This is a genomic window from Micromonospora echinofusca, from assembly GCF_900091445.1.
Taxonomy (GTDB): Bacteria; Actinomycetota; Actinomycetes; order Mycobacteriales; family Micromonosporaceae; genus Micromonospora; species Micromonospora echinofusca.
Genome location: NZ_LT607733.1, coordinates 784,978 through 802,280, shown reverse-complemented (window position 1 = coordinate 802,280; position 17,303 = coordinate 784,978). Strand labels below are relative to the sequence as shown.

Annotated in this window: 16 protein-coding genes; 10 read left to right on the top strand and 6 right to left on the bottom strand. The window is 70.6% G+C overall.

Going from position 1 to position 17,303, the window contains the following annotated elements; genetic code table 11:
* Positions 1 to 37 precede the first annotated feature (37 nt).
* The 4 genes from GA0070610_RS03705 to GA0070610_RS03690 all read right to left on the bottom strand — a co-directional run bounded on the left by GA0070610_RS03705 (position 38) and on the right by GA0070610_RS03690 (position 4,409).
* A complete protein-coding gene (locus tag GA0070610_RS03705) occupies positions 38 to 1,027 on the bottom strand; it encodes a sigma-70 family RNA polymerase sigma factor (protein ID WP_172896380.1) in 990 nt (329 codons plus the stop codon).
* Positions 1,028 to 1,465: 438 nt separating this feature from the next.
* On the bottom strand, positions 1,466 to 2,422 hold the full coding sequence (gene murQ / locus GA0070610_RS03700) for an N-acetylmuramic acid 6-phosphate etherase (RefSeq protein ID WP_088998728.1): 957 nt from the start codon (positions 2,420 to 2,422) through the stop codon (positions 1,466 to 1,468).
* Positions 2,419 to 3,333: a MurR/RpiR family transcriptional regulator gene (locus GA0070610_RS03695; RefSeq protein ID WP_088998727.1), complete on the bottom strand. Its 915-nt coding sequence runs from the start codon at positions 3,331 to 3,333 to the stop codon at positions 2,419 to 2,421. Before GA0070610_RS03695 ends, murQ begins: the two co-directional genes overlap by 4 nt.
* 314 nt (positions 3,334 to 3,647) lie before the next feature.
* Entirely contained in the window at positions 3,648 to 4,409 is a 762-nt protein-coding gene (locus GA0070610_RS03690) for a dTMP kinase (RefSeq protein WP_088998726.1), read from the bottom strand.
* Between the two features lie 102 nt (positions 4,410 to 4,511).
* Between GA0070610_RS03690 and GA0070610_RS03685 the strand changes: the two genes are divergently transcribed.
* From GA0070610_RS03685 to GA0070610_RS03670, 5 genes are all read left to right on the top strand, one after another.
* Positions 4,512 to 5,150: a nucleotidyltransferase family protein gene (locus GA0070610_RS03685; protein WP_089003242.1), complete on the top strand. Its 639-nt coding sequence runs from the start codon at positions 4,512 to 4,514 to the stop codon at positions 5,148 to 5,150.
* The gene (locus tag GA0070610_RS03680; protein ID WP_088998725.1) at positions 5,147 to 5,422 is read left to right on the top strand and encodes a hypothetical protein; all 276 of its coding nucleotides are present in this window, start codon (positions 5,147 to 5,149) and stop codon (positions 5,420 to 5,422) included. The genes GA0070610_RS03685 and GA0070610_RS03680 overlap by 4 nt, the downstream gene beginning before the upstream one ends.
* Before the next feature lie 9 nt (positions 5,423 to 5,431).
* A complete protein-coding gene (locus tag GA0070610_RS03675; protein ID WP_088998724.1) occupies positions 5,432 to 6,208 on the top strand; it encodes a metallophosphoesterase family protein in 777 nt (258 codons plus the stop codon).
* Positions 6,199 to 6,342 (top strand): GPGG-motif small membrane protein, encoded by a 144-nt coding sequence (locus GA0070610_RS30820; RefSeq protein WP_165947907.1) that lies wholly within the window; start codon positions 6,199 to 6,201, stop codon positions 6,340 to 6,342. The genes GA0070610_RS03675 and GA0070610_RS30820 overlap by 10 nt, the downstream gene beginning before the upstream one ends.
* A 158-nt stretch (positions 6,343 to 6,500) precedes the next feature.
* Positions 6,501 to 6,995, top strand: coding sequence for a TspO/MBR family protein (locus GA0070610_RS03670; RefSeq protein WP_088998723.1), 495 nt, complete (start codon positions 6,501 to 6,503; stop codon positions 6,993 to 6,995).
* 1,473 nt (positions 6,996 to 8,468) lie between these two features.
* Here the strand turns inward: GA0070610_RS03670 and GA0070610_RS03665 are convergent.
* On the bottom strand, positions 8,469 to 9,242 hold the full coding sequence (locus tag GA0070610_RS03665; protein ID WP_088998722.1) for a M23 family metallopeptidase: 774 nt from the start codon (positions 9,240 to 9,242) through the stop codon (positions 8,469 to 8,471).
* Positions 9,243 to 9,488: 246 nt separating this feature from the next.
* Between GA0070610_RS03665 and GA0070610_RS03660 the strand changes: the two genes are divergently transcribed.
* The 5 genes from GA0070610_RS03660 to GA0070610_RS03640 all read left to right on the top strand — a co-directional run bounded on the left by GA0070610_RS03660 (position 9,489) and on the right by GA0070610_RS03640 (position 15,767).
* Positions 9,489 to 10,832, top strand: coding sequence for an ABC transporter substrate-binding protein (locus tag GA0070610_RS03660; protein ID WP_088998721.1), 1,344 nt, complete (start codon positions 9,489 to 9,491; stop codon positions 10,830 to 10,832).
* Between the two features lie 70 nt (positions 10,833 to 10,902).
* A complete protein-coding gene (locus GA0070610_RS03655; protein ID WP_088998720.1) occupies positions 10,903 to 11,952 on the top strand; it encodes a carbohydrate ABC transporter permease in 1,050 nt (349 codons plus the stop codon).
* A gap of 1 nt (position 11,953) precedes the next feature.
* Positions 11,954 to 12,922, top strand: a complete 969-nt coding sequence (locus tag GA0070610_RS03650; RefSeq protein WP_088998719.1) for a carbohydrate ABC transporter permease — start codon at positions 11,954 to 11,956, stop codon at positions 12,920 to 12,922.
* Positions 12,923 to 12,983: 61 nt separating this feature from the next.
* Positions 12,984 to 14,030: a LacI family DNA-binding transcriptional regulator gene (locus GA0070610_RS03645; protein WP_088998718.1), complete on the top strand. Its 1,047-nt coding sequence runs from the start codon at positions 12,984 to 12,986 to the stop codon at positions 14,028 to 14,030.
* Between the two features lie 60 nt (positions 14,031 to 14,090).
* The gene (locus tag GA0070610_RS03640) at positions 14,091 to 15,767 is read left to right on the top strand and encodes a glycoside hydrolase family 13 protein (RefSeq protein WP_088998717.1); all 1,677 of its coding nucleotides are present in this window, start codon (positions 14,091 to 14,093) and stop codon (positions 15,765 to 15,767) included.
* 79 nt (positions 15,768 to 15,846) lie between these two features.
* On the opposite strand, the gene GA0070610_RS03635 is transcribed toward GA0070610_RS03640, so the two are convergent.
* On the bottom strand, positions 15,847 to 17,271 hold the full coding sequence (locus GA0070610_RS03635; RefSeq protein WP_088998716.1) for an MFS transporter: 1,425 nt from the start codon (positions 17,269 to 17,271) through the stop codon (positions 15,847 to 15,849).
* Between the last annotated feature and the right edge of the window lie 32 nt (positions 17,272 to 17,303).

The window sequence follows — 17,303 nt, the reverse complement described above, 5'->3', positions numbered from 1 at the left end:
ATCGGACGCCGGCCGTTCGCCGTTGTTCCTACCCTGCTCAGGCCGCCTGGAGCCCCTCGGCCCTGGCCAGCTCGCGGAGCCGGCCGAGCGCCTGGATCTCCAGCTGACGGATCCGCTCCCGGGAGAGCGAGAACCGCGAGGCCACCTCGGTCAGGGAGTGCTCCCGGCCGTCCTCGAGCCCGTAGCGGGCCCGCATGATGCCGGCCGAACGGTCGTCGAGGTGGTTGAGCAGGCCCTCGATCCGCTGCCGCTCCAGCCCGGTGAGGACGATCTCCTCCGGCGACGGCGCGTCGCTGTCGGCGACCAGGTCACCGAGGTTGGTGTCGCCGTCGTCGCCCACCGGGGTGTCCAGCGAGACGGTGTCCTGCGACCAGCGGACCAGCTCGTTGACCCGCTCGACGGTGACCCCGAGGGCCGTCGCGATCTGCTCCGGCTCCGGGTCGCTGCCCAGCTCGCGGGTGAGCTGGCGGGCCACGTTACGCATCCGGTTGACGTCCTCGACCAGGTGCACCGGCAGTCGCACGGTGCGCTCCTGCTGGGCGATCGCCCGGCTGATCGCCTGGCGGATCCACCAGGTCGCGTAGGTGGAGAACTTGTAGCCACGCACGTAGTCGAACTTCTCGACCGCCCGCACGAGGCCGGTGTTGCCCTCCTGGATCAGGTCCAGCATGGGCATGCCCGAGCGGACGTACCGGCGCGCGATCGACACGACCAGCCGCAGGTTGGCCCGAATGAACAGGTCCTTGGCCCGCTCACCCTCGGCGACCAGGCGTTCCAGGTCGTCCCGGTCGACACCGGCGGGGACGCGGTCCTCACCGAGCAGGTGCTCGGCGTAGAGGCCGACCTCGATCGCCTTGGACAGGTCGACCTCCTTGGCGGCGTCCAGCAGTGGCGTCCGGGAGATCTCGTGAAGGTAGACGCCGACCAGGTCGCGCTCCTCGGCAACCTCGTCGGTTCGCATGCCGATGTTCTTGTCCACGTTGCCCACGGTCCCCTCGCTCGCGCCGGTTGCCCGGTTCCTTGCCATCCCCACGTCCATCAGCCCTCCCCCGTAACTTCCGCTGTGCCCACCGGTGCTGACACCTACACAACAGTTGAGACGCGTCGGGGATTCCATGTCGTGAGTCGAAACTGTCACGAATGCCTGATAATCCGCTGAGAGCGCGGTCCATGTTTGCTGTCAGCACCCCATGTGGCGGCTCTCGACGGGCATCACACCAGGGGCGGCGGATCGACGTGTCACCGTCTCCCGATCCATGGCAGCACCGCCCCGGCCGGAGACGCAGCGACCCGGGTCACCGTCGCGCTGCGATCCTGGTCACCGCCAGACACGCAGCGGTGGACGGCTCGGTTCATCCACGCCCGTGGTAATACCCCACCCCCCGGTGAACAATCCGCCGCGCCATCGCATGCCCCCGCGTGACGGGGATCGCAGGATGGGGCCGGGCGGGCGGTGAGGCGGGGATCAGGAGGCGAGCAGGGCCAGGGCGCCGCGGACCTGGTCGGCGGAGCGGGCCAGAGCGGCCCGCGCGGCGGACACATCCACCCCGGAGACGAGCAGGACCAGCGCCACCTTCATGTCGCCGTCGGCCTCGACGAGGGCCCGCCGGCAGATCTCCTCCGAGCAGCCGGTGGCCTCGATCAGGATCGAGATCATCCGACCCCGCAGCTTGGCGTTGGTGGCGACCATGTCGATCATGAGGTTCGAGTAGACCCGGCCCAGTCGGACCATCACCGCCGTGGAGAACGTGTTCAGCACCAGCTTCTGCGCGGTGCCCGCCTTCATCCGGGTCGACCCGGTGACGACCTCCGGCCCGGTGTCCACCCCGATGAAGACGTCCACCGACCGGGCGGCCTCCGCCTCCGGGTTGGCGCAGAGCAGCACGGTCGAGGCCCCCTTGGCGCTCGCCGCGGCGAGCGCCCCCAGGACGTACGGTGTGCGTCCGCTGGCGGCGAGTCCGACCACCAGGTCCCCGGACCGTACGCAGTCGGCGGCCTCGGCCGCGCCGCCCCGGTCGTCGTCCTCGGCGTCCTCCACCGCCCGCCACATGGCCTCCGGCCCGCCGGCGATGTGCGCACAGAACCAGTGCCGGGGCGAGTTGAAGGTGGGCGCGAGTTCGGCGGCGTCGAGCACGCCGAGCCGGCCGGAGGTGCCGGCGCCGAAGTAGTGCACCCGGTGCCCGCCGCGCAGGGCGGTCACCGCCAGGTCCACCGTCGCGGCGATCTCGTCGAGGACGGCGGCGACGGCGCCGGGCACCCGCCGGTCCGCCTCGTTGATCACCGTGAGCACGTCGCGGGTCGACATGAGGTCGAGGTCCGCGCTGAGCGGGTTGCGCCGCTCGGTCGGCGCGCCGACCCGGATCACCGGCCGCGCCGTCATCGGAGCCGTCACCTCGTGGGGTTCCACCGCGCCCGCCGTCATGCCCGCCTCCGTCCCGGGCCGACCCGGTGTGACCGGACCGCCTCGGCTGTCGCTTCGAGGGCCTTCCTGGCCCGGGACCGGTTGCGCGCGGCCACCCCGACGAAGAGGCAGTCGACGACGGTGAGCTGGGCCAGCCGGCTCGCCATCGCACCGGAGCGGTAGGTCGTCTCGCGGGCGGCCGTGGTGAGCACGAAGTCGGCCACCTCGGTGATCGGCGACCGGGGGAAGTTGGTGAGCGCCACCGTGGACGCTCCCCGGGCCCGCGCCTGCTCCAGCACCTCGATCACGTCCGAGGTGGTGCCGGTGTGCGAGATGCCGACCGCGACGTCGCCGCGCCCGAGCAGCGCGGCCGACGTCAGCGCGGTGTGCACGTCGGGGAAGTAGAAGGCGGTGCGGCCGATGCGGTGCAGCTTCTGCTGGAAGTCCGAGGCGACGAACCCGCTGGCGCCCGCCCCGTAGACGTCGATCCGGCCGGCCCCCGCGATGGCGTCGACGACCTGCTCGCAGATCGCCGGGTCGAGCTGCTCGGCCGTCTCCTCGACGGCCCGCGCGTCGTTGAAGGCGATGGTCGCGATGATCTGGGCGAGGTCGGCGCCGGGCGGGATGTCGCCGCCGACGACCCGGGCGTCCGGCGGCTCGACCCGGCGGGCGGCCTCGGCGGCGAGCCGGATCCGCAGCTGCGGGTAGCCGTCCATGCCGACCGACCGGCAGAAGCGGATGACGGTCGCCTCGGATGTCTCCGCGGCGGTGGCGAGGTCGGTGATCGTCCGACGCGCGGCGTCGGCCGGGTCGGAGACCACCAGCCGGGCGACCCGCTGCTCGGCCGGCGACAACGAGGGGAGCAGGCCGCTGATGTGGACGATCAGCCCACCCGGCTCGTGACTCGCAGAAATCTTCGGACTCTTCGCCACGGATGAAACTTACTTTCACGAGGCGTGAGCGTCAACCATGACTGGGCGTATTGGGAAAAGTACCGCCCGCCCGGACGTGCCGTTTTGCCCGTCGGTGCCATTCCCACGAACAGTGGGCCCTCCCGGCGCGACCCACGCGAGGGCTGCGGGCCCACCGATCCTCCCTCTCCTGGTGCAGACCATGCCACCTCGCGGCCGTGCGCGATGCCCCGGGCACCCGACGGGACCCGTCGGGCAGCCGCCGCCCGCGCACCGCCCGCGACCGGCCCGGACGGTCGACCGCGTTCAGGCCGTCCCGCCGCGCCCGCGCCGGTTCAGAGGGTCAGCCGGGCGATCGCGACCGGTTCCGCCCCCGGCGGGACGGGCACCACGGCAGGTCGACTCCCGCGGCCGGCCGGCCAGCCGTCGTGCCCCTCGGCCGGCCGGTCGTCGCGGTCGTCGGCGGACGCCAGCCAACCGGCCATGTGGGCCTGGATCTGCCGGGAGACCTCCTCCGGCGGGCGCCCGGCGTCGACCACCACGAAGGTGGGGTACTCCGGCAGCGTCCGGTAGGCGGTGTCCGCGGCGGTCAGGTATCGCATGCTCTCGTGGTCGGTGCCGCGCTGCTCGATCCGCCGGTACGCCTCGGCGGGATCGACGGTCAGCAGGAAGGTCACCTGCGGTCGCGGGAACATCCGGTAGCCGGCCCGGGCCAGCCGCTCCCAGCGCTGCCCCCCGTGCGCCCGGATGCTCGCGTACTGGCAGGCGGAGTAGCGGTCCATGACCGCGACCCGGCCGGTGGCCAGGCAACTGAGCAGGGCGACGGCGATCGCCAGCCAGCGGAGCACGGACTCCACCGCCAGCATGCCGGTGCGCCCCACGAGCCGCTGGGCGTCGGGGCGGCCGAGACGGTGCGCGAGGCGTCCAAGCCAGCGCCGCCCGCCGGCGTTGCGGTGGTAGGTGGCGGGGCAACCCGCCGCGGTCAGCGCCTCGGCGAGCCGGTGCGCCTGGGTCGTCTTGCCCGAGCCGTCGATGCCGATCAGGGCGACGGCGCGCAATCGGGCCCTGCCGCGTCGTGCCTCCGGTGATCTGGACACCCTGCACAGGCTATCCGACCCGCGCTCGCGTACCCGGGAGTTTTGTGCTGTGTCCTCCCGGTTGACCCCGACCGCGCCGCCTGCCAGGTGTGGGCCGCCGGGATGCCGGGTACCGGTATTGGATCAGCCGCCCACCACCATCGACGGGAGACGCCAATGGCAGAGCGCGGGGACGAGAGCCTGGTGCACACGCTGAAGAAGGTCGCCGCCGTGCTCAAGCAGGAAGAGATTCCCTTCGCGCTCGGGGGCAGCTTCGCGGTGTACGCCCACGGCGGTCACTCCAGCGACCACGACGTCGACTTCCTGATCCGCGAGGTCGACGTGGAGCGCTCCCTGGAGGCGCTGGTCGCGGCGGGCTTCACCGCCGAGCGACCGCCCGAGGACTGGCTGGTCAAGGTCTTCGACGACGGCCGCATGGTGGACCTGATCCATCGGCCGATCGAGACCCCGGTGACCGAGGAGACGTTCGCCGACACGGTCGTACGACCCGTCGACGCGATCCACATGCCGGTGCTCTCGGCCACCCAGCTCATGGTGCACAAACTGCTGAGCTTCTCGCAGCACTACTGCGACTTCGCCCGGGGTCTGCCGCTGGCCCGTTCGCTGCGGGAGCAGATCGACTGGGAACGGGTACGCAAGGAGACGCAGCACTCGCCGTACGCGGAGGCGTTCCTGGTGCTGTTGGACCGGCTGGAGGTGGTGCCGCACTCCGGCACCGGCGAGGGAGAGGGGACACCGTGACCGAGCACCGCGACGTCGCCACCGGACCGCCCGACGAGTACGTCGAGGCCGAGGTCCACCGCCTGCTCACCGAGGACCCGGACGTGGCCGAACAGGGGATCACCGTGGTCCGCCGGGAGCGCGGCCTGATGCTCTACGGCGAGGTCGAGAGCCCGCACCGCCGGGAGGAGATCCTGCGCCGGGTCGCCGAACGCTTCCCGGACGTGCCGATCACCAGCGACATCGGGGTGATCCGCGCGCAGGCGCCCACGGAGATCGAGCAACTGCCCTGAGGAGGTTCCATGGTGATCCGGATCGCCGCCGTGGGCGACGTGCATCTGGACGAGGACGTCGTCGGCCGGTTCCGGCCGGCACTGGACGAGCTGCCTGAGCACGCCGACGTGCTGTTGCTCGCCGGCGACCTTACGCGGCACGGCACCGAGGCGGAGGCCCGCTGCGTCGCCACCGAGTTCGGCGGGCTCGGCGTGCCGGTGGTGACGGTGCTCGGCAACCACGACCACCAGTGCGACCAGGTACCGCAGGTGGTCAAGGTGCTCGAGGACGCCGGGATCACCGTACTGGAGGGCGACGGCGTCGTGCTCGACTGCGCCGACGGCCGGCTGGGCGTGGCCGGGGTGAAGGGGTTCGGCGGTGGGTTCGCCGGCCGCTGCGCCAGCGACTTCGGCGAACCGGAGATGAAGGCCTTCGTCCGGACCACCACCCAGAGCGCGGACGCCCTGTCCGCCGCGCTGCGGGGGCTGGACTGCGACGTGCTGGTGGCGCTGACCCACTATTCGCCGGTGCCGGACACGCTGGCCGGTGAGCCGCTGGAGATCTATCCGTTCCTGGGCTCGTACCAGCTCGGGCAGGCGATCGACTCGGCGCCGACCGCGCTGGCCCTGCACGGGCACGCGCACGCCGGCACCGAGCGGGGCACCACGCCCGGCGGGGTACGCGTCCGCAACGTCGCCCACCCTGTGATCAAGCAGGCGTACAGCGTCTTCCACCTGGGCGACCACCCCGATCAGGTGCAGGTTTCCGGCGTGGGTAGCTCGGGTATTCAGCAAACATGGAGCTGATTCTCTGGATTCTCGCAGTCGTACTCGTGGTCGCCGGCATCCTCGCGCTGTTCCGGCGGCAGATCCTGTGGGGCGTCGTCCTCATCGTGGTCGGCCTGCTCGTCGGGCCGGGTGGTGTGAGCATCTTCAATTGACGAGGCGGCTACAGGCCGCCGTTCAGGACCCACCGGGGTCGTCGTGCCCGGAACTCCGTCCTCCCGACAGGAGCCTCCGGCCATGACGACCCCGGTGTCATGCCGCCCGGAGGGTGACGGCGGGTTTACCGCCCGCACTTTGCGGAGATATCTCGGCCATGGAGACGTCTCGGAGCGCTGAACGGACCGGCGGCGCCCGGCAGTGGTGGGCACTGCTCGGCTTCGGGGCGGCGGTTTTCGTCGCCGCGGCGATCGGCGGGCTCGGCGTGCAGGGCACCTCGACCGAGTACGCGAGCCTCGAACAGCCCGCCTGGGCTCCCCCGTCCTGGCTCTTCGGGCCGGTCTGGAGCCTGCTCTACGCGATGATCGCGGTGGCCGGCTGGCTGGTCTGGCGGCGGGTCGGCTTCCGCCCGGCCCTCTGGGCGTGGATCGCCCAGTTGGTGCTCAACGCGATCTGGACCCCGCTCTTCTTCGGCGCCGGCCGCTACGGGCTGGCCTTCATCGAGATCCTGCTGATGTGGGTGGCCATCGGCGTGACGGTCGCGCTCTTCCGCAAGGTGTCCCGCCCGGCGACGCTGCTGATGCTCCCCTACTGGGCCTGGGTCACCTTCGCCGCCGCGCTGAACTTCGCCATCTGGCGCCTGAACAGCTAGCACTTAGGTTCAAGTCGGGATGGTCGGGCCCCTGGCCCGCAAGATCATTACCGCGATGGCGGCAGCTGCCACACGCCCGCGTCACCCCTGTCCATGGCTACTCATGCCCGCTGCCTCAATCCGGCTCCTTACCGCGCGGGAGAATCGCTCCGGCAACGACATACGTCGCGAAATCGACGGACTCAAGCAGGGCCACTGGATGGACCTGACTCATCCCGGCGAAGCACCTCCAACTGAGCACCTACTCGGATTGCGGGCACAATAATTCCACTACCGGAACAGCGAGCCGCGACCCAAGCCTGGTTACTCTGCAACAGCTCAGCCTCCACAGGAGGTGCACCCTCGAAGCTTGCGACGCCGGCCCGTCAATTAATAGCAGGCGACTTCGAATCTGCCACGCCGAAGCGACAGCCCTGGACCCAAAAGGTCGCCCACACCGAGTTCAGTGAATCAGCGCAGACCGGCATCGGTCCGCGTTCCGGTGCGACATTGATGAGCCCGCCGAGGCGTTCAAGCCTCGGCGGGCTCATCACCAGTGCAGGAGAGCCGCGTCAGGAGGGCTTACGCTCAGCAGCCGTCCGCAGCGCCGGTCGCCTGGTTGCCAGTGGTGAACGTTCTCCTGGTGTAGGCCCCCACCCAGTCGCAGGGATCCGGGGCAAACGGAACAACAGGCCGCATCTGCTTCGCCGACGGGCAGGGATTATAGATAGTCGCGTACCAATATCCCGTCAACCCATCCTTCCAAGTGCTCTCCAGCGTCGCACAGCCGGCGCGCGCCGGGCCAGCCGGAATCACGATGAGTGAAAGAGCAAGAGCGGCGACAGCCCCCGCGCTCCTCAGTCTCTTACGACGATCGCTCATGGCAAGACCTCCCCGTTGAAGGATTGATGCATGTAAGCTAAGCGATCAGTAACCGAAAGTCAACCATGAGTAACGGGGCTGCGCCCGACCACGCGGCCGACCGCGCGTTCATTACACCAGAGTCGCCATCCGCCGCCACAGACCTGACCAGAGAGATTGAAGTCTGCAGATTGCCTTGAACCGAGCGGCAGCGACCGTTCCGACGTCGGCGCAGGTAGCGCTTTGTTGGGTCAACCTGTCGTTGAGCCGTCGGAGTGGGTCTGGCTAGTTCGATGTTGCGGTGGCCCCTGAGGAGCTTTCCGTTGTGCGGCGACGCTCAGGCCGGTGGCATGGGTGGTCGACGAGACCGGGTCCCCGAAGGACGGCAAGAACTCGCCGGGCGCGGCCGGCGCACCCCGGCACGACGGGCAAGGCGGCAAACCGCCAGATCGGCGTGAGTGTCCCGCGGCCACCGACACCGCGTCATGCCCACTGAATAGGCGGCTGGGCAGCCTCCCGCCACCACCAGCCACACCGAGGTCACGCAAGATGTGCGGGACAAGCAGCCCGAACGGCGCTACTCGCAGACGACGGAACGGGGCCCCGGCGCGCAGCCGGGGCCCCGTCGCCCGCTCAGCAGCGGGGCACGCCGGGGATGTAGCCGTCGTGGCCCGTGTAGACGTACGCGTCGGCGATGAAGCGGCCGGAGCCGATCCGGTCCCAGATGGTGCTGGTGCCGTAGGTGCCGGTGACGCTGGTGCCGCTGGTCTGGCAGTGGATGGTCACCCGCGTGCCGTCCGCGACGGTGCCCACCGCGGCGTAGCCGGTGCCCGGGCCGGAGCGGACAGTCAGCGGCGTGCCGCTGGTGTTGACCGTGCCGGAGCCGGAGCTGCTGGCGCAGCCGTTGTCACTGGTGTAGGTCTTCGTGCCCCAGTAGAGGGCGAGCGAGCCGTTGAACCGCACCTGGATGTCGGCGCCGTTGAGCCGCTGCTCGTAGTGCAGGTGCGGGCCGGTGGAGCCGCCGGTGCTGCCGACCCAGCCGATCACCTTGCCGTAGCCGACGGTCTGCCCCACGGAGACGTTGAAACCGTTGAGGTGGGCGTAGTAGGTGCTGTAGCCGCCGCCGTGGTTGATCCGTACGTACTTTCCGTAGCTGGTGCCGCCCAGGTCGGTGACCCGGTCGACGGTGCCCGGGGCGCTCGCCACCACCGGGTCGCCGAGGTCGTCCGTGCGGTTGAAGTCCACCGCGTACGCCGGGCTGTGGCCGGTGCGCGTCTGGCCGGACCAGGACTGCCCGCACGGGAACGGCACCTTGAACGTGGGGGCGGCCATCGCCGGGGCCGCCGGAATTAGCGCGCCCACCGCCAGCAGACCGGCCGCCAGCAGGCCCAACCACCGCTTGCCCATCCAACACCTCCTATGTCGAAATCCTTCGATCACCTGCCTTCAGCGTGACAGAAAATGACATCGATGAAAAGGGGTCGGATTCCCGTGTGGGAGCGCGCCCACCAGGGGACTACGGGTTTCCGGATTGTTACTTCCTCGTGTCCGGTTAGGGGTGGACCAGGCCAGATGCAAGCGCTTACATGTGGTGACGCCCATCGGACCGGCGCGGGTTCGATCCCTGACGCGCCGGCAAGGAAGGAGAACGGCATGGCGTTTGCCAGATCACGCCAGGCTTTCGCGATCGCCGGCGTACTGGGGCTGGCGCTGAGCGCCACGGCCTGCGGCACCGGCAACGACAAGAAGAGCGACTCCGCGGGGGGCTCCGCGGAGTGCGCCGCATACGAGAAGTACGGCGACAACGACGGCAAGAAGGTCACGATCTACTCGTCGATCCGGGACGTCGAGGCCGACCGCCTCGCGGAGTCCTGGAAGCAGTTCGAGGACTGCACCGGCATCGAGATCGACCACGAGGGTAGCGCCGAGTTCGAGGCGCAGCTCAACGTCAGGGTCGACGGCGGCAACGCCCCCGACCTGGCGTTCATCCCGCAGCCGGGCCTGCTCAAGCGCTTCGTCGACTCCGGCAAGCTCAAGCCGGTCGGCGCCGACACCAAGAAGATGGCCGAGGAGAACTACCCGGCCGACTGGCTGAAGTACAGCACCGTCAACGGCCAGTTCTACGGCGCCCCGCTCGGCTCCAACGTGAAGTCCTTCGTGTGGTACTCACCGAAGACCTTCAAGGAGAAGGGCTGGACGGTCCCGACCAGCTGGGACGAGCTGATCAAGCTCAGCGACCAGATCGCGGGCACCGGCACCAAGCCGTGGTGCGCCGGCATCGAGTCCGGTGAGGCCACCGGCTGGCCGGCCACCGACTGGGTCGAGGACCTGATGCTGCGGACGCAGACCCCCGAGGTCTACGACCAGTGGACGAGCCACGGCATCCCGTTCAACGACCCCAAGGTCGCCGAGGCCCTCGACCGGGCCGGCACGATCCTCAAGAACGAGAAGTACGTCAACGGCGGCTTCGGCGGCGTGAAGAGCATCGCCACCACTGCCTTCGGTGAAGCCGGTCTGCCGATCACCACCGGCAAGTGCGCGCTGCACCGCCAGGCGTCCTTCTACGCCAACCAGTGGCCGAAGGGCACCAAGGTGGCCGAGGACGGCGACGTCTTCGCCTTCTACTTCCCGGCCATCGACGCCAGCAAGGGCAAGCCGGTGCTGGGCGGCGGCGAGTTCGTCGCGGCCTTCAATGACCGCCCGGAGGTCCAGGCCGTGCAGACCTACCTCGCGTCCGGCGAGTACGCCAACAGCCGGGCCAAGATCGGCGACTGGGTGTCGGCCAACAACAAGCTCGACCTGGCCAACGTCACCAACCCGATCGACAAGCTCTCCGTCCAGATCCTCCAGGACAAGTCCACCGTCTTCCGCTTCGACGGCTCGGACCTGATGCCGGCCGCCGTCGGCGCCGGAACGTTCTGGAAGGGCATGGTCGCCTGGATCAACGGCAAGGACACCAAGACGGTCCTCGACGGCATCGAGAGCAGCTGGAAGTGATCTGAACCGGGTGGGCCGGTCCGCGCACGCGGGCCGGCCCACCCGGCTGATCAGAGACCTGGGAGGGTCGATGGAGTTCGACTTCGCTGCGGAACAGCCGAAGTTCCTCATGCTGATGTACGGGCTGGTCGCCTTCGTCGCGGTGGTGGGCGGTCTGCTCCTGCTCCTCGACGTGGTGCCGGCCTGGTTCGCCCGCCGCCGGGAGGAGCAGATCCTTGCCGCCTCCGCGAGCGGCGCCCCGCTGCCCCGCCGACGCAAGGCGCGCGAGGGCGTGTTCGCGCTCTTCTTCCTGCTGCCGACGCTACTGCTGCTCACCATCGGGCTGGTGGTCCCGGCCATCCGCACCACCCTGCTCTCGTTCATGAACGCGAGCGGCAACGACTGGGTCGGGCTGCGCAACTACGGCTGGATGTTCTCCGAGGACTCGATCGTCCGGGTGTTGATCAACACCCTGATCTGGGTGCTCCTCGTCCCGCTCGTGGCCACGTCGTTCGGCCTGCTCTACGCCGTGATGGTGGACAAGGCCCGGTTAGAGGCGGTGGCCAAGTCGCTGATCTTCCTGCCGATGGCGATCTCCTTCGTCGGCGCGAGCATCATCTGGAAGTTCGTCTACGCCTACCGGGGCGAAGGGCAGGAGCAGATCGGCCTGCTCAACCAGATCGTGGTCAGTCTCGGTGGCGAACCGAGGCAGTGGCTGCTGGACTCGCCGCTGAACACGCTGCTGCTGATCGTGATCATGGTCTGGATCCAGGCCGGCTTCGCGATGGTGGTGCTCTCCGCCGCGATCAAGGCGATCCCCGCCGACATCGTGGAGGCGGCCCGCCTCGACGGGGTCACCCCGTGGCAGATGTTCTGGCAGATCACCATGCCGAGCATCCGGCCGGCGCTGATCGTGGTCGTGGTGACGCTGTCGATCGCCACCCTCAAGGTATTCGACATCGTCCGGACGTCCACCAACGGCAACTACGACACCAGCGTGATCGCCAACGAGATGTACAACCAGGCGTTCCGGTACGGCCAGAACGGGCAGGGCTCCGCCCTGGCGGTCTTCCTGTTCATCCTGGTGATCCCGATCGTGATCTACCAGATCCGCAACCTCCGTCAGCAGCGGGAGGGCTGAGATGACCACCGCAACGCCCACCGTCGCCGCCGGCACCCAGAAGACCGACGGCCGGGGCACCAGTACCGCCGGACGGGTCCGCAGGCGGCTGAACAGCCGCACCGCGACCATCGTCTCGATCGTCATCGCGATGCTCTGGACCATCCCCACCTTCGGCCTGTTCATCTCCTCGGTCCGGCCGGAGGACGAGATCAAGAGCAGCGGGTGGTGGAACTTCTTCACCAACCCGTCGTTCACCCTGGAGAACTACCAGGAGGTGCTGTTCGGGCGCTCCTCGTCGTCGGGGCAGCTCGCCAGCTACTTCATCAACTCGCTGGCGATCACCATCCCGTCGGTGCTCTTCCCGCTCGCCTTCGCGGCCCTCGCCGCGTACGCGCTGGCCTGGATCAACTTCCGGGGCCGGGACTGGATGTACATCGCGATCTTCGCGTTGCAGATCGTGCCGCTCCAGATGGCCCTGGTGCCGCTGCTGAAGTTCTTCTCCACGGGCGTCACCATCGCCGGGATCACCGTCATGCCGGCCTGGGACCTGGTCGACGAACAGAAGTTCGCGCAGGTGTGGTTCGCGCACACCTGCTTCGCGCTGCCGTTCGCCGTCTTCCTGCTGCACAACTTCATCTCGCAACTGCCCGGAGAGCTGATGGAGTCGGCCCGGGTCGACGGGGCCACCCACCCGAAGATCTTCCGCTCGATCGTGCTGCCGCTGATCACCCCGGCGCTGGCCGCGTTCGGCATCTTCCAGTTCCTCTGGGTCTGGAACGACCTGCTGGTCGCGCTGATCTTCGCCGGTGGCGGCAACGAGACCGCTCCGCTCACCGTCCGGCTGGCCGAGATGGCCGGCACCCGGGGCAACGAGTGGCAGCGGCTCACCGCCGGCGCGTTCGTCTCGATCGTCGTACCGATGATCGTCTTCCTGTCCCTCCAGCGCTTCTTCGTGCGCGGCCTGCTCGCCGGCAGCGTCAAGGGCTGAGGCGTCTCCGCCGCCGCCGGGCACACCGGCGGCGGCGGAGACGGGCGGAGCGGGGGATAGCGTGACGAATATCGACGATGTCGCACGCCTGGCCGGGGTCTCCACCGCCACCGTGTCCCGGGCGCTGCGGGGGCTGCCGACGGTCTCGGCCGCGACCCGGCGCCGGGTGCTCGCGGCGGCCGAGCAACTGGAGTACGCCGTCTCACCGAGCGCCTCGCGGCTGGCCGGCGGACGCACCGGCACCGTCGCCGTCGTGGTCCCCCGCATCACCCGGTGGTTCTTCGGCACCGTCGTGGAGGCGGTCGAGGACCTCCTCCAGCAGGCGGGCTACGACCTGCTGCTCTACAACCTCGGCGGGCGCGAGCAGGTGCGCCAGCGGGTGCTACGCACCGCCAACCTGCACAAGCGCGTCGACGCGATCATGCTGGTCGCCACGCCGCTGCGGCCCGCCGACCTGACCGCCCTGACGAAGCTGAAGCTGCCCGGGGTGACCATCAGCTCCGGCACGGTGGTGCCCGGCTGGCCCTGCGTACGCATCGACGACGTGGGTGTCGCGCGCACCGCCACCCGGCACCTGCTCGACCTGGGCCACCGCAGGATCGCGCACATCTCCGGCGATCCCGACGACGAGCTGGCCTACACCACCCACCTCGACCGGCGGCGCGGCTACCGGGAGGCGCTCGCCGACGCCGGCATCGACCCGGACCCCTGCCTCGACGTCGAGTCGCAGTTCACCATCAGCGGCGGTACGCGGGCCACCGAGGAGCTGCTGCGGCGCGGCGACCCGCCGACGGCGATCTTCGCGGCGTGCGACGAGATGGCGATGGGGGCGATGACCGCGCTGCGCGACTCCGGCCTGCGGGTGCCGCAGGACGTCAGCGTGATCGGCGTCGACGACCACGACCTGGCCAGCGTCCTCGGGCTCAGCACGATCGCCCAGCCCGCGGCGGAACAGGGTCGCCTCGCGGCGCGGATCCTGCTCGACCCGCTGCACGGCGGGGCCCGGTCGTCGTGGGGCGGCCCCTACCTCGACACGCCCGGGGAGCCGGTGATCCTGCCCACTCGCCTGATCGTGCGTGAATCGACGGCGGCACCGCGGGCACACTAACGGGAAACCGCCGCCGCCCGGCAGCGCCCGACCGTCCGGCTCGACACACGGGAGAAGGCCCTGAACAGCAACCCGACGCACCAGGACACGCCCGCCGGCCCCGCCACCGGTTGGTGGACCAGGGCCACCATCTACCAGGTCTACCCGCGCTCCTTCGCCGACTCCGACGGCGACGGCATCGGTGACCTGCCCGGCATCACCGCCCGCCTGGACCACCTCGTGGAGCTGGGCGTGGATGCGCTCTGGCTGTCGCCGTTCTATCCGTCGCCGCAGGCCGACGCCGGGTACGACGTGGCCGACTACCGGGACGTGGACCCGCTCTTCGGCACCCTCGCCGACGCCGACCGGCTGATCGGCGAGGCGCACTCGCGGGGCCTGCGGGTCATCGTCGACCTGGTGCCCAACCACACCTCGTCGGCACACCGGTGGTTCGCCGCCGCGCTCGCCGCCGCCCCCGGCAGCCCGGAGCGCGACCGCTACGTCTTCCGCGACGGCTGCGGCCCGGACGGCGCGCAGCCGCCCAACGACTGGCAGAGCGTCTTCGGCGGGCCGGCCTGGACCCGCGTCACCGAGGCCGACGGCCGCCCCGGCCAGTGGTACCTGCACCTGTTCGACTCCGGCCAGCCCGACCTCAACTGGGACAACCCGCAGGTGCGGGAGGAGTTCCTGGACGTGCTGCGGTTCTGGCTGGACCGCGGTGTCGACGGCTTCCGCGTCGACGTGGCGCACGGCCTGATCAAGCAGGCCGACCTCGCCGACTGGCAGGAGCCGCAGGAGATCCTCTCCGGCCAGGAGGTCGACAAGCCGCGCCCACCGATGTGGGACCAGGACGGCGTGCACGAGATCTACCGGGAGTGGCGGCGCCTGTTGGACGGCTACCCGGACGAGCGGATCCTCGTCGCCGAGGCGTGGGTCGAGCCGGCCGAGCGGCTGGCCCGCTACGTCCGCCCCGACGAGATGCACCAGGCGTTCAACTTCGAGTACCTGCTCGCCTCCTGGACCGCGCCGGCCCAGTACGCGGTCATCACCCGCTCGCTGGAGGCCACGGACGCCGTCGGCGCCCCGACCACCTGGGTGCTCTCCAACCACGACGTGGTGCGGCACGCCTCCCGGCTGGGGCTGCCGATCGGCGTCAAGCGGCCCAACGGCATCGGCGCCGGCGACCCGCAGCCCGACGCCGCACTCGGCCTGCGCCGGGCCCGGGCGGCCAGCCTGCTGATGCTCGCCCTGCCCGGCTCGGCCTACCTCTACCAGGGCGAGGAGCTGGGCCTGCCGGAGCACACCACGATGGGCGACGAGGCCCGGCAGGACCCGACCTGGACGCGCAGCGGCCACACCGAGCGGGGCCGGGACGGCTGCCGGGTGCCGATCCCGTGGGAGGCCGACGCACCGTCGTACGGCTTCGGGCCGACCGACGCGAGCTGGCTGCCGCAGCCGTCGAGCTGGGCGGAGTACGCCCTGGACCGGCAGCGGGACACGCCCGGCTCGACGTACGAGCTGTACCGCACGGCGCTGCGGCTGCGCCGCGAGCACCGGCTCGGCGATGGCCCGCTGGAGTGGCTCGCCTCCGGCGACGAGGTGCTCTCGTTCCGCAACGGCGGGCTGACCGTGCTGACCAACTTCGGCGACGCCCCCGTGCCGCTGCCCGCCGGGTCCGAGCTGGTGCACGCCAGTGCCCCGCTGGACGACGACGGCGCCGTCGGGACCGACGTGACGGTCTGGGTCCGCCCGGCCTGACGCGACAGGGGTCCCCCGGGCAGCGCCGCACGCTGCCCGGGGGACCCTCCCCGTGTCCGGGTCGGGCCGGCCCGTACGCCTACAGGCGCTCGGCGCGCTCGTGCAGCAGGTCGCGGACGGCGGCGATGTCGTCCGGCGAGGTCCGTGAGGCCAGCCAGTACATGACGCCCGTCGGGATGAAGAAGAGCTGGAAGGCCGCCAGCCCGACGGCGTAGTTCAGCGGCGGCGGGAAGGCCGCCCGCAGCCCGTGGAAGGCCACCCCGACCAGCCCGTTGCCGGCCGCCCGGCCGACGCCGTTGACCAGGTTGCCGAGGCTGTAGACGGTGCCCCGGTGCTCGGGCGGGTTGACGTCGGCGATCAGGGCGAACCAGTTCGGCGAGTTGGCCGAGGTCAGCGCCAGGGCCACCACCGCGGTGAGCAGGCTCAGCCCGACCGTCGGCTCGGTGACCACGCTGCCCAGCACCGCCCGGACCACCGCTCCGGTGCCGGCGCCGTCGGGCACGTCGATGCGGATCGGCACGAAGAAGAGCACCAGGTAGAACGGCAGCGCCGCGAGGATGCCCACCGCCGCCACCAGCGCCCTGCCCCGGGGCGTACGCCGTTGCAGCGCGTCGCCGACCAGCCCGCCCACGATGGAGAGCACCCCGCCGAGCTGGAAGAGGGTGGCGAAGACGCTGCCCACGACCACGGCGGTGGCGGCGGAGTAGCCCTGCTCCTCGGCCCGCTGGGCGAAGAGCACCGGCAGCCAGACCAGCGACCCGAAGGCCGCCTGCGCGGTGAGGCCCTGGAGGATCAGCCAGCGGTTCGTCCGCCGGCTCAGGATCCTCGGCAGGTCCGCCCGGCTGATCCGGTAGTCGTACTCGGCGCCGGTGGCCAGCGCGTCGGCCAGCTCCGGCTCGCTCTGCCCGCGCCGGATGTCGTACGTGAACAGGTAGGCGACGGTGGCCGCGACGCCGACCACCGTCAGCAGCAGGAACGGCCGCCGCCAGTCGGCGGCCCCGAGCAGCCCGCCGACCAGCGTGCCGGCGAGCGTGCCGACGCCCTGGGACAGCCCCCAGAAGCTCATCACCAGCCCCCGGCGGCGGGGCGAGATCAGGTCGGTGACGACCGAGAACCCGACCGACCCGACCGCGCCCAGGCCGACCGCCGCCAGGATCTGCGCCGCCAGGAAGGCCGGATAGTTCGCCGCGAGCGCGCTGCCGCCCGTGCCGAGCGCCCAGATGAGGGTGCCGACCATCAGCAGCGGCTTGCGGTTCGCGCGGTCGCCGACGTACGCCCAGCCGACCGCGGCCACGGCGCTGGCCAGGAAGCTCACGGCGGTGACCAGGCCGAGCAGCCGCTGCGGTACGTCGAAGGCGTCGGAGATGGGCCCGTACAGCGGAGGAACCAGGCCGATCGCCACGTTGTCCAGCGAGGCGAGCAGCACGAAGACCACGACGCTGTAGAACCGGTGCGCCGGCGTGCCGCCGCGGGCCCGCGCCGGCCCACCCCTGGTCAAGGTCATGTTCGGCAGCCAACCAGGATCAGGTCACGAGC